The organism is Paenibacillus sp. FSL R7-0333 (assembly GCF_038000365.1).
Classification (GTDB): Bacteria; Bacillota; Bacilli; order Paenibacillales; family Paenibacillaceae; genus Paenibacillus_AQ; species Paenibacillus_AQ silagei.
In genome coordinates, this window is record NZ_JBBOBZ010000001.1 from 7,227,220 (window position 1) to 7,239,676 (window position 12,457).

A 12,457-nucleotide genomic window follows, 5' to 3' on the forward strand; every position below is an offset into this window, starting at 1 on the left:
GTGCTAAAATATCCAAAGAGCACAGTTTCAACCAATCCATAATTTAGACGCTGTAACGAAACTACGACCGGGAGGGATTCCTTATGATGTTCGTCAACCGTGAGGATACAAGCCCGATCTGGCAGCAACTGCTGAATCAGGCCATTTATAATATTACACAAGGCATCTGGACCCCGGGTGAGCTGCTGCTCCCTTCCCGTGAACTCGCCGAGCAGCTTGGAGTCTCCCGCTCCACGGTGCAGCTCGTCTATGAGGAACTGCTGAGCAGAGGGTATACCATAACCTCCCGGCGGGGCGGAACACGGGTAAGCCATTGGAACCCGGTTCCTGAAGCGGCACAGGAGGAGTCGGTGCCGGAAGGACCTGTTCCACCTTCAATTCCCCTGCTCAACTCAGCGGTAGATCAGCTGCAAGACTGGTTCGGAGGCCATCAGCCTCAGGAGGTGATGATCGATTTCACCCCCCACGAGCCTTATGTGGATAGGACCTTCCAGAACCACTGGCGGCAATCTCTGCTTCACGCCTCTGCCGCAATGGACGTATCCGATTGGTCCTACGGCAATCCCTATGGTCTCCTGCCGCTCAGGGAACAGATTCAGCGTTACTTGCTGCTTGAGCGGGGCATACGGATTGAGCTCAATCAGATTCTGTTGACCTCAGGAGCGCAGCACAGCCTTGACCTGATTGCCCAATCCCTGCTCACGGAAGGAGATACCGTCTCTGTGGAAGATCCCGGCTTCCCTGCGGCCTGGATGGCGATGAATTACCGGCGGATGCACGTAGCCCCTGTCCCGGTAGACGGACATGGCCTTGTGGTTGACCAGCTTCACCCGGAATCGCGTCTGGTCTTCGTAACTCCATCGCATCAGTGCGCCATAGGCTCCGTGATGTCAGAGCCGCGCAGGCAGCAGTTGCTGCATCAGGCCGTGCAGGAGCAGCTATGGATTATAGAAGACGGCTATGACAGTGAATTCCGCTACCGTGGCGACCCGCTGCCCACACTCTATAGCCAGGCGCCGAATAATACCCTGTATATGATGAGCTTCTCTAAAATGATCGCCCCGGCCATCCGTATCTCGGCGATTGTCGGCCCGGCGCGGGCCATTGCCCAGCTGGCCCGCGTACAGGAGCTGACCTACCGCCACCTTCCAGTGATGGACCAGCTCACCTTGACCCATTTTATTCAAAAAGGGCACTTCATGCGCCATATGCGCAGAGTCCGCAATGTGTACCGCCGCAGACATGAGGCCATCACCAAGGCGATTACCGCAAGCGGTCTAGCCGAGCGGTTCACCCTGAGCGGAGCAGAGACGGGACTGCATGTCTTCCTTGAGGCAGAATCAGACTACGATGAGGAAGCCGTGACCCGGTTAGCCCTGGAGCAGGGAATCCGGGTATATCCTCTTGCACACTACTGTCTGGAGAGCCGCAGGAAGGGTTGGGTGCTGGGGTTCGCCAAGGTGGATGAGACCTTGATTGAGCAGGGGATTCACCGGCTGGCCGGACTGTTATTATAAGCCCCTGCTTATGGTCCCGGATGATCTGCCGCCCCTGCTCCCCAATATAGCAAGGTGTATCACACAATACGCTTGTCCTAATCCAAGAGTGAGGTAACGCCCAGTGCAGCAAATAGGAGCAAGCCCAGCCCCAGCAGAATGCCTCCCATCAGCGAATACCGTACCTCCCGCTGAAACGATGCGGTGCCTGGGCCTCCAGGTGCCGGCGGGCCGGGCTGGGCTACCGCGCCTTCCAGACGGGTTCTCCGGCCTGTGCGCCGCCGTTGATAGCCAATAATGAGTAATACAATCCCCAGCAGACTCAAGAAGCTGCCAGGGTAGACGAATGCCATCCACAGGTTGTCCATAGTACACCTCCCTGTCCGTGATCTTGATCTATACTTAACCAAGTCACGGTACGCCAAACAGGGAGATGCCGCCAGGCTAGAAGCAGGTGAACGAGCTAACCCGGTTCAAATCAACGCCGTAGTATCCCCAGAAGAAGCCATTCCATCTGAAGCCTGCGACCGAATTACGGCCCACGAATACCGGATAGAACCAGAACTGCTCACCATTATTCAGCCAGATATAAGTGTTGCGGAACAGGCATCCTCTGATGCCCCCGGGGTCAACCGCATAAGCCGTGACCGCTGGTGCTTGCGGTACGAATTGCGGTGGTGGCGCCGTCGGGGCGGCTACTCCTCCCGGCGCACCCCCGGGCGTCCCCGGAAATCCCCCAGGCCCTCCGCCTGGTATCCCTGGAATCCCCGGCCCTCCCGGCAAGCCTGGTCCACCCGAAAATCCCGGTATCCCCGGAAATCCTCCGCCGCCTCCCGGCACTGGTATAAATCCCATATCTATCGCTCCTCTCTCGTTTCATTAGGCATAATCATCATATGCATTCGCGGAGAAGATGCCTGGGCGGATGCCCAGGTGCAATGGGCTTTTAACAGCATCCCGCCTAGCGGAGGGTAATCGGCGTTACAGCTCCTTTTGTATGCGGCCATAATAATCCGATAACTCGAACTCCTTGAGCGGAATATACCCCTGCCCTGTAAGAACAGTCCTGCGTGCTTCCGCAGCGTCGATGGCTTTGGTCATGATCCATTTCACACCGAATTCATGGTAGAAATGCTCCTGCACCAGCTCCAGGACAGCGCTCAGCACCTCTTCCTGCTCATATACGCTCATCACATCTATGCGCAATACGCCATGCACCCCATAGCCGGGAGCCTCCCCGCGATTAAACATCTCCACACTTCCGATGATCTCGTTAGTAGAATTCCAGATGATCGTCATGCGGACAAACTGCTCTGTGTCATAGCTGTACTTCCAGAAATCAAGCGCCTGCTTCATCCGCTCCGCTGTTGGATAGTAGAACGTATCGCCGTTGCAATTATCCGCGTTGAACAAGGGCACCGCCTTCTGATCTGCGTAACAGTTAAGCAGACCTGCAACATCCTCCTCTTGCACCGGCCGCAGCGTGATCTGTTCATTTTTAAATACCGGACAATGCTTATAGATGGTGTACATCCCCGTCTTCCTCCTCCTCATGGATCATCAGACTATATCGTAAGAGCGGAACTCATCAATGAACTCCTCCAGCCAGTCTTCCGTGTAATCCAGCGCCCCGCTATCACTGATGAACTCGACATCAAGTCCCATCACCCACAACCGGCGGGCAATCATAAACAGATCAATTACAGATTCATCTTGTTCGGAGAAGTCTCTGACCGAGCGGTAGCCCGACATTAACGCCTGCCACAGCGGTTCCTTCTTCTCCTGAGGCAGGCGTTTTCTATGCCGGACCTGGGCCAAGTCGTAGGCGCGCCAGCCTTGTGCCGCCCATTCAAAATCATAATGCGTGAACGCATCGCCCTCCTGGAAGGCATTGTTATTCCCGTGCAAATCTCCGTGGCAGATGCCCCAGTCCAGGCCCGGACTAGCAGCATTGATCCGTTCCGTTAATGCACCGGCGAACTCGCGCAGGTACGCAGCAGAGCGGTGTCCCTCACCTAGATAATCCACAATACGGTCCAGCGGCTGGGAGATCAGAGCGCGGGTATCCAGATCCGGTCTAGGCAAATCTAAGGAGACCCTGTCCATGGCAGCATGCAATTCAGCAGCGGATTTTCCGAAGGAAGCACATGATTCCTCATCATGCAGCACGTTCTCAGTGCCTGTCAGATAGCTGTAAATCACGGCAACTCTCGGGCCCTCCGGCGCATCGATGACCGTATATAAGCTGCTGTTCTTTTGAGGGAGGGGAACGGAAACCTTTGTATTTACTGCGCTTAATTGGTGTTCCAGCTGTGTCAGGAGAGACAATTCATAGACAACATCACTTTCAGCTATCGATTGGCGGTAGATCCGAAGAATATAAGTGCCTCTGCTGGTACGGATTCTGTAAGTATCGTTCAAGCCGCGTAACCAGAACAAGCAATCTCGCCAATCTCCAATGTCGTACAGAGGACTAAGGCAATATTCCAAATACTTTGGATCTAGAACGGAACGCATGGCCTTCGGTTTATGATACATTTAGCTCTCCCCTAGCTTGCTGCTCCAGCCGGACAACGGTCTCCTCGAACGTTTTGACCGGACTGTAGCCGAGCTCGTTTTTTATTTTGTCGCAGCTATACGCCGTTCTTATAGGGTCTCCGCCCGGTATAATGAACTTCTTATTCAGGGCAAGCCCAATACGCATCGTAAAATCTTTTTCCGGATAATTTCCGTCAATTGCGTTATAGCACTGGTTCCCAGCCGCAGGCTGCGTCGCTGCCAGTACACACATCTCAGCCAGGTTGTCCGCGTGCACCCAAGGCGTTAAGTCCTCCGGATGAATCCAGTCCACTTCCCCGGAATCAGCAAGCTTAGTGATCAGTCGGTCGCCCCAGTGCGAGTTGGATTCGGAGCAAATCACTCCAGGACGCAGGATCACACTTGTCAAACCGTTAGCCCTTGCAGCTTGTACAATCCGTTCCGATTCACATTTGGTTGAAATGTATACCTCCCCGTGGCCGAAGGCAAGGCTGCTAGCCTCATCCAGCTCCACCTCTCCATCAAAATGACCATAGACCGATACCGTAGAAATATGCACGAAGCGTTCCACTCCCGCAGATACAGCACCGTCAACCAGACTCTGAACCCCCTGAACATTGGACGCCTCGGCAATCGCCCGGTCCTCCCCCAGATACGCCGCAGCGTGAATGACAATATCCACATTCCGAAGCGCTCCCACAATAAAAGCTCTATCTGTCAAGTCTCCGATGACGGGTGTAACGCCGAGCTCTTCACATAGCGCGCTCTGGTCCGCATTTCGGATAAGTCCCTTGACCTCTGCTCCCTCACTAACGCATCTTCTGGCAATTTTATCTCCTGCCGTGCCCGTAACGCCTGTGACGAGAACGACTTTATCTCGAAGTCTCATGGAGATCCCCCTCTAGTATATAGTTTCTTTTATCGCCTTCTTATCTATTTTGCCTACGGATGTTCTGGCAAGTGACTGAGTAATCACTAAGCGGGTAGGCAACTTATATTCGGCTATCGATTGACCGCAGAATTGTTGCAAATCCTCTAGAGCGAGTGTCTGCTCATCCTTAAGTACAACTACCGCTGTGACTTCTTCACCTTCATCCGGCAAGGGCGTTCCTATAACAGCAGCCTCAAGAATAGAAGGATGTACGCTTATTGCCTGCTCCACTTCAGCACAGTAGACATTAGAAGCCCCTACTATAATCATGTCTTTCTTCCGGTCCGCAATGTATAAATAACCGTCTTCGTCCAGTCTGCCGAGATCCCCCGTATGGAGCCATCCATTTCGGATGGTTTTGTCCGTCTCTTCCGGATTGTTCCAGTAACCAAGCATGATTTGTTCACTTCGGCATATGATTTCGCCAATATCTCCTTGCTCTACATCTTGCCCTGAGTCATTGACTATACGCACCTCAAAAGGCTTCTGGCCCCAGCGCTCCATATGGGATGGATTTCCGACCGATTGCAGCCGATGTAGCTTCCCCTCTGCAAGGCACTCTTGTACAGATAAAAAGCTGATAAATTGGCCGCTCTCTGTCTGTGAATACACCTCGGATAACTGTGCGTTAGGAAAGACCTCAAGAGCTTGATACAAGGTCTTCTCACTGATCGGAGCACCTCCGCAGGATATGCCTGCAACAGTTCCAACTTCTCTGGAACGGGCCCCTGCCAAGACGGTAATATCCCTAAATAGAAGTCCGACTGTTCCCAGAAATCTGATTTGCTCACGCTCAATAATGTCTATGACCTCGTTAGCCTGCAGCGGATAGGAGTCCGGATAAATGAGACAGCCCCCTTCATAAAGAGTTGTCCAAAGTATAAATTGTCCGGTAAGATGGGCTTGATTGGGAACAAGCGATTTTTTGGCCGGATTATGCCCTCCGCCTCTTGCTGGATTCATGAAAGCCCACTTTCTGATCGCCCGATGAGAGTGCATCACTCCCTTGGAGCGTCCCGTCGTACCTCCGGTATATATAATAAGAGCGACATCATCCGGCTGTGCTGTGTACCATGCTGTTAATGGAGAGGAAGTCGCGATTAAATCTTCTAAGGACAGGCCGCCGTTGACCGGCTTGAATGTGATGGCAAAAGCTATATTGGACGCCGAAAGAGAAGAGGCAATTCTCGGATGCTCCGCATCATACACGATAGCTGTTGGGGCAGCATCATCAAGGATCTGATTCATCTCTGCAGGGGCCAAACCTGGAAAGATTGTAACTGGAATAGCACCTATAGCCATTACGGCACATTCTGCAATCACAAGATATGGGCAAGGATCACCTGCAAGCGCCACCCGTTCACCGGGTCCTATTCCCAAGTCCTTCAGACCTCCCGCCACACAGCTCACCTGATGCAGTAATTGTTGATAGGTCAGATACTCATTTCTGTACTTTGTAGCATAGTAATCTGGCTGTAACCGGGCCACATGAGGCAATATTTCTGAAAGAAGCATACGTATACCCTCCAAGAGTGTTTATCCTGCTATTTGCTTATCACAGAGGCCCTTACAAAGACAGATTTTAGCGGGGAACATCCGCTCAGCCCAAATAATCATCCGGCAGGTGCAGCTCCCGCAAGCAAGCGGTGAATTTCTCCCTGAAATTAGGATTTCCTTTGTATTCGGGCCATATCGCCTTATAGTAAGGCAGCAGTTTCTCATGTGGAATAACGTCCCAATGTGAAATGGAGCTGCGCAGTACCTCTGTACCTCCGGTACGGAACATCTGCTCAATGATCTGCCAGCTCTCCTGCTTATTCCCGCAGTCTCTCACGGCATAGATCGCAGCCGTCTGCATAGCCAGGCTGGCATGGCACAGGAAGGGTGCAAAGTCGCGGAAGTCCATAGCATCGCAGTCTTTTAGAATATAACCGGCATAACGCAGAGTTTCCGCATCATTAATCCCTTCAAGCCTCTCAAGCCTCTGCCGGATCAGCGGAATGAATTCGGTCCGGTCCTCATTCTTGCCGTAAGTATGCAGAATTGTTAAGGCGCGGAGCGCTCCCTCAGCGTCATCCGACTGCAGCAGCTTCTGCAGATAGGGCCTGCCCGCCGCAAAGGACGTTTTGCAGAGCAGCGAGATGGCTGTTGTGGAATCCCGGGGGCTATGCTCCGTCACATGCTTCAGGAATTCCAGGGTCGACGGGGTGATTCGCTTGAACTTGAACATGGCCTCCAGCGCCTTGGCCTGCAGCTTCCCGTCAGGAGTGTTTCGATACAGCTGAATAAGCGTATTCTCGTCACCCGGCAGCCGGCTGCCAAACCATGCGTTGTCATAATCCAGAATAATCTCATCCAGCCAGCGCTCGTACCAGTCCAGGAAGTTATCTTCATAGACGAAGAAGAACGGGCGGTCAGGGAAAAATTCCGAGGTATACACAATCCTCCCCCGGTGCTCCCCTTCCAGCACGAGATACATCTCATATTCGCAGCCCTGGGTGCCGATACACAGCATTCCGCCAAGCGCCTTGTTTCTCGCTTCCTCGTACTCTTCATCCGAGATGTCCCGCTCCCCCGTCAGAGGCTCCGTCAATAGATTCCATTCCTCTGCGGTCATTCCGGGATGAAGCGCCGCCCGGCCCTGGAGTGCCGGAAGCTCGGTATAGGAGGTGGCCTGTGCAAGCGGATAGATCCCGTAATACGGTCCGGCCCCGCCGTTCCCGATCTCTGTCAAGAACCGGGCGAACGGTTCAGGAAGCCTGATCCCATATTGTGCCTCCCAGTCCGCCAGCTCGCCTGCTGTAAGCTTCTCTTTCAGCTTATATCGATGCGATGAAGCCCCAAATTCCGCGAACTCCGCATCCTTGCACAGGGCCTGCTCCAGCTTCGTCCTGATCCGCTCAAGCTGATCAGCCTGCTTCTCTAATTCCATGATGATCCCTCCTGCATATTCAAAGAATGTCACATAATGGCCTGGCCGATTGTCTTCCATCATATCACACCCTGCATATGTTCCAGGCTCCTCGTTTATTAGACAAGAATAAGCCCGCCGCCACGGTGAAGTGGCAGGCGGGCTTATGGCCATGGAAGGTCTATTGGACAGCGTTAGACAGCTCTGTGAAAATAACCCCCAGGGCAAATGCGCCCGCATCCGGGTGGCCGATGCTGCGCTCACCTACTGTCCCGGCCCGGCCCATCCGCGCAACGATGGATTTCGTACGCTCCGCCCCCGTGACAGCGGCTTCAGCCCCCCTGGCGAAGGCCTCCTTCAAGGACAGCTGCTGCTGAGCGCTGCTCTTCCAGGCTTCGGCACAAGGAATCAGCGCATCGATCAGCGTCTTGTCACCCACGACTGCCCCGCGACCGAAGGAGCGTTCACCAGTAGCCTGGATGCCCTGAGCCGCCGCGTCCAGCATCCCGGCCATCTCCAGCGTATTCAGCGAGGTCCGGCCTATGGCATATTTGCCTGCTGAGCGGAAGGCTGAGCCCCAGATTGGACCGGAGGCTCCGCCGCAATGCTCCATAATGATCAGAGAGCAGGCCTGAAGGAAGCTTCCGATATCCGTAGAGTGATGCTGCACAAGCTCCTTCCATTCCCGCTTCAATTGCTTGAAGCCCTTGGCGACACTCATCCCGAAGTCTCCATCACCCGCATGAGCATCCAGCTCACAGAAGGGAGCCTCATTCGCGATAATAATCTCGCTCATCTTATCCACCAGATAGATGATGTTCGTAAGCCGCAGCCGTTCGTCACGGAGGACAGCGAAGCCCGGATCGGTCTCGGCCGTCAGGCTCACCTCAGCCTGAGCCTCCTGCTGTGGAAGTGGGCTGACGTATTGCACCGGCGCAAGCTCACCCGTTAACCGGAGCGCCGGAGTATCGCAAGGCTCAGCAAGCCATCTGCGCAGCTCATCATCCAGCTTCATCAGGCTGATGGAAGCGCCGGCCATATCTATGCTGGTCATATAGTTGCCTACAAGAGATTGGCGGATGATGATCCCCCGTTCTCCCAGACTACGGATTACGGAGTGATTGAGCAGGTACAGCTCCTGCAGAGGCGTTGCGCCGAAGCCGTTGACCAGCACCACCACCTCTCCGCCGCCTGGCTGATCCAGGTTCAGACTGGCCAGCAGGGCAGAGATCATACGTTCCGCCAGCTCATCGGCGGTCAGCAGCTTTTCTCTGCGGATGCCCGGTTCACCATGAATGCCGACCCCATACTCCATCTCATCCTCCTGAAGCTGGAAGGTAGGCGTACCCTTGGCAGGAACGGTACAGGAGGTAAAAGCAAAACCAAGACTGCGCACATGCTCTGCCGCATGCTTCGCGGCCTGCTTCACCTCGGCCAGCGGCAGTCCGGCCTCAGCAGCCGCCCCGGCAACCTTATGCACCAGAATCGTGCCAGCAACCCCTCGGCGTCCCACCGTATACAGGCTGTCTTCTACTGCAATATCATCATCAACCTTCACATAGTCCACAGCAAGGCCGTCCTCAGCCGCCAGATAAGCCGCATTCTGGAAGTTCATCATATCGCCGCTGTAATTCTTGATGATCAGCAGAGCGCCCTTATGGCCGGTATGGTTGCGGATCGCCTGATAGACCTGAATCTGTGACGGGGAGGCGAAGACATCCCCGCAGACTGCGGCATCCAGCATTCCCGGTCCGACCAGCCCGGCATGCGCCGGCTCATGGCCGCTGCCCCCGCCGCTGATCAGCGTTACCTTGTCAGGATTCGGCGCAGACCTGGAGACAATTTTGTATTTGCTGTCGAATGTCAGCTGCGGATGAGCCATCACCAGTCCACTGCACATCTCACGAACGAGATTGGCCGGATCGTTGATTATCTTTTTCATACGCGCTGCTCCTTACTCTTCTTGAAGGCTTCGCCCAGCTTGTCAGCGACAGTAATGGCAGCGGCAACCGCTTCAGCGGTAACCGGGAACGGCATCGAATGAATCGACTCTTCCGGGATACACGCCTTGCGGGCCACTTCCAGCAGCTCCTCATGGGAGATAGAAGCGACACCAATATCGGCCAGGCATACGGGAAGGCCCACGGAGTGGCAGAAGGACAACACCTGATCGATCTCTGCCTGCTGCGCATTCTCCAGAACGAGCTGTGCAATCGTGCTGAAGGCCACCTTCTCGCCATGGTAATAATGATGGGTGCCTTCAAGCGCCGTCAGGCCGTTATGGATGGCATGTGCGGCAGCCAGACCGCTGCTCTCGAAGCCAAGTCCCGACAGCAGGATGTTCGTTTCGATAATATTCTCCAGCGCCGGTGTCACCACGTTCTGATCACAAGCCAGCTTGGCCTTGGCGCCATCCTCCAGCAGTGTATCGTAGCATAAGCGGGCAAGGGCCAGCGCGGCTTTGGTGCCTTTGGCCTCCGTAATCACGCCTGCATGCACTCCGCAAGGAAGCCCCGCATTGACATTGGAATAGGATGCCGCAGTAGCTCTGGCCTCGAAGTAGGTGGAGAGGGCATCGCCCATCCCGGATACCAGGAAGCGGGTAGGAGCCTGCGCAATAACAGTCGTATCAATCAGCACAACCGAAGGACTGGCTTTGAAGTAGGCATAATCCTCGAAAGCGCCTTCAGAAGTGTAAATCACAGCGGAATGGCTGGTGGGTGCATCGGTGGCCGCAATGGTAGGAACGATAATCAGCGCATCGCCTTCTGCCACACATTTGGCCGTGTCGATCGCTTTGCCTCCGCCAAGACCGATTGTACAAGCACACTTGTGCTCACGGGCCAGCTCCTGTAGTCTGGAAATCTCCTGCCGGGAGCATTCGCCCTGGAAATCCCCCTTCACGAGGGTAATGCCGAATTGACTGCTGGTGGCATCGAGCTTGGCCTGCACACGCTTCACATCATCCGGGTGCGCAATCAGCAGAGCCGATGTGCCGAAAGTACTGACGAAGTATCCCAATTGAAGCAGCTCATCCTCACCTTGTGTGTATTTAGCCGGGCTGATAAAGGTTCTTCTCATTCTTTCATTCCTCCTCGAGTCGTATGTCCCCATTATAGACAAGTGGATGGAGGGACGCATGGGACAAAGCAAACGAATTAATATGCTGCAAAATAGTATTATTATGTTGTCAGCATCTGAATTATAATTATCTTGTTCTCATTGTCACTGTAAATGAAAGGAGTGAGCCGGATGCAATCCAAATTCGATTTGAAATATATCATTGATATGGATGAATGGGGCAAGCTTCAGGAATCGTTGTCCCTGGTGACGCGCATGGCCATCATTATGGTCGATTATAAAGGCGTGCCGGTTACAGCACATAGCCGCTGCCAAGCCTTCTGCCAGACCGTGCGCAGCGACAAGGAATTCTCAGCCTATTGTCAAAAATGTGACGCGCGCGGAGGTCTGGAGGCTGTGCGGCTGAGCCGGCCCTATATCTACCGCTGCCACTTCGATATTCTCGACATTGCTATCCCTATCATTGTCGATAATCAGTACATCGGTGCGCTGATGGCCGGACAAATCCGGCTGGCGGAGGGAAGCGGCCCGAATCTGGAGCAGATTGTATCCCGTCCGCAGCAGGACGCCATGACGGAGGATCGGGCCCGTAAGTACGAACTGCTGCCCGTCATGACGTATGAGGAGGTTGTGGCCACCGCCGATATGCTCTATCATTTGTGCAACTATGTGGTCAAGGAATCGATCCTGAAGCATGAGCTGCTGGAGCGAAGCCGGCAGCATGAGGCCTTGAACCCGCAGGAGTCCAAGCTCCAGCTTGAGCTGCCGCATCAGCCCGTAGAGCCGCCCTCGGCTCCTAAGACTCCGGTCTCTTTGGGAAGCGCATACAAGACGGAATGTACCAATCCTACGCTGCAGCCCGCTTTGGACTACATGCTAAGCCACCGGGAGGAGAATTTCTCGCTGAAAATGCTGGCACAGCTATGCCATATCAGCCCTAGCTACTTCAGCCGCTTGTTCACCAGGGAGATGGGCGAGCATTTCTCGCTATATGTCGCGCGCATGAAGATCGGGTGGGCGAAGGAGCTGTTGGCAACAACGGATTGGTCAGTCAACGAGATCAGCAATCACTTGAATTTCTGCGATGCCGGCTATTTCATTAAGATCTTCAAGAAATACGAATCGGCAACGCCCCGGTCCTACCGCGCTTCTCTCAAAACAGATCCGATATAACAAATGTAACACTATTCGACCAGGAGGTTATCTTATGAAGCTGAACGAACAAGGTGTGCTCATCATTGAAGAACAGGATATACACAATCTGTACTTTTATCTGGTCCATGACGGGACGGCGTTCAAGGATTCTTTCCGGTTCGAGATGGCACTTCAAGGGATCGAGCTTCATCCGGGCAGCGTATCCGCTATCTATCACCCGCAGACCATGCCCGAGGACTATGGCTACCCGGAAGAAGACCTTCCCCGTATAGTGGAGGCGATTTATTCGGCCGTCCGGGAGTATGATCCGGGCTTCGGGGTGTGGTAGCATCCCTGCGGCCTGTC

General features: G+C 54.2%; 12 protein-coding genes. 3 read left to right on the plus strand and 9 right to left on the minus strand.

Annotated elements, in window-relative coordinates:
- Positions 1–83 precede the first annotated feature (83 nt).
- Positions 84–1,517, plus strand: coding sequence for a MocR-like pyridoxine biosynthesis transcription factor PdxR (gene pdxR / locus MKY86_RS31025; protein ID WP_076080607.1), 1,434 nt, complete (start codon positions 84–86; stop codon positions 1,515–1,517).
- Positions 1,518–1,594: 77 nt separating this feature from the next.
- On the opposite strand, the gene MKY86_RS31030 is transcribed toward pdxR, so the two are convergent.
- From MKY86_RS31030 to MKY86_RS31070, 9 genes are all read right to left on the minus strand, one after another.
- A complete protein-coding gene (locus tag MKY86_RS31030; protein ID WP_076080595.1) occupies positions 1,595–1,864 on the minus strand; it encodes a hypothetical protein in 270 nt (89 codons plus the stop codon).
- 76 nt (positions 1,865–1,940) lie between these two features.
- The gene (locus tag MKY86_RS31035) at positions 1,941–2,351 is read right to left on the minus strand and encodes a transporter (protein ID WP_076080592.1); all 411 of its coding nucleotides are present in this window, start codon (positions 2,349–2,351) and stop codon (positions 1,941–1,943) included.
- A gap of 126 nt (positions 2,352–2,477) precedes the next feature.
- On the minus strand, positions 2,478–3,029 hold the full coding sequence (locus MKY86_RS31040; RefSeq protein WP_076080590.1) for a GNAT family N-acetyltransferase: 552 nt from the start codon (positions 3,027–3,029) through the stop codon (positions 2,478–2,480).
- Positions 3,030–3,056: 27 nt separating this feature from the next.
- Positions 3,057–3,935 (minus strand): phosphotransferase, encoded by an 879-nt coding sequence (locus tag MKY86_RS31045; protein WP_340827702.1) that lies wholly within the window; start codon positions 3,933–3,935, stop codon positions 3,057–3,059.
- A gap of 88 nt (positions 3,936–4,023) precedes the next feature.
- Positions 4,024–4,923: an NAD-dependent epimerase/dehydratase family protein gene (locus MKY86_RS31050; protein ID WP_076080585.1), complete on the minus strand. Its 900-nt coding sequence runs from the start codon at positions 4,921–4,923 to the stop codon at positions 4,024–4,026.
- A gap of 12 nt (positions 4,924–4,935) precedes the next feature.
- A complete protein-coding gene (locus MKY86_RS31055) occupies positions 4,936–6,480 on the minus strand; it encodes a class I adenylate-forming enzyme family protein (protein ID WP_076080582.1) in 1,545 nt (514 codons plus the stop codon).
- Between the two features lie 85 nt (positions 6,481–6,565).
- Positions 6,566–7,897 carry an SMI1/KNR4 family protein gene (locus tag MKY86_RS31060; RefSeq protein WP_076080797.1) on the minus strand — a complete coding sequence of 444 codons (1,332 nt, stop codon included), beginning with the start codon at positions 7,895–7,897 and terminating at the stop codon, positions 6,566–6,568.
- 160 nt (positions 7,898–8,057) lie between these two features.
- Positions 8,058–9,818, minus strand: a complete 1,761-nt coding sequence (gene dhaK / locus MKY86_RS31065) for a dihydroxyacetone kinase subunit DhaK (RefSeq protein WP_076080580.1) — start codon at positions 9,816–9,818, stop codon at positions 8,058–8,060.
- Complete coding sequence (locus MKY86_RS31070; RefSeq protein ID WP_076080577.1) at positions 9,815–10,957, minus strand: glycerol dehydrogenase; 1,143 nt, start codon at positions 10,955–10,957, stop codon at positions 9,815–9,817. Before MKY86_RS31070 ends, dhaK begins: the two co-directional genes overlap by 4 nt.
- Before the next feature lie 171 nt (positions 10,958–11,128).
- Between MKY86_RS31070 and MKY86_RS31075 the strand changes: the two genes are divergently transcribed.
- Positions 11,129–12,130 (plus strand): PocR ligand-binding domain-containing protein, encoded by a 1,002-nt coding sequence (locus MKY86_RS31075; protein ID WP_076080575.1) that lies wholly within the window; start codon positions 11,129–11,131, stop codon positions 12,128–12,130.
- Between the two features lie 34 nt (positions 12,131–12,164).
- Complete coding sequence (locus MKY86_RS31080) at positions 12,165–12,440, plus strand: hypothetical protein (protein WP_076080573.1); 276 nt, start codon at positions 12,165–12,167, stop codon at positions 12,438–12,440.
- Positions 12,441–12,457: the final 17 nt, after the last annotated feature.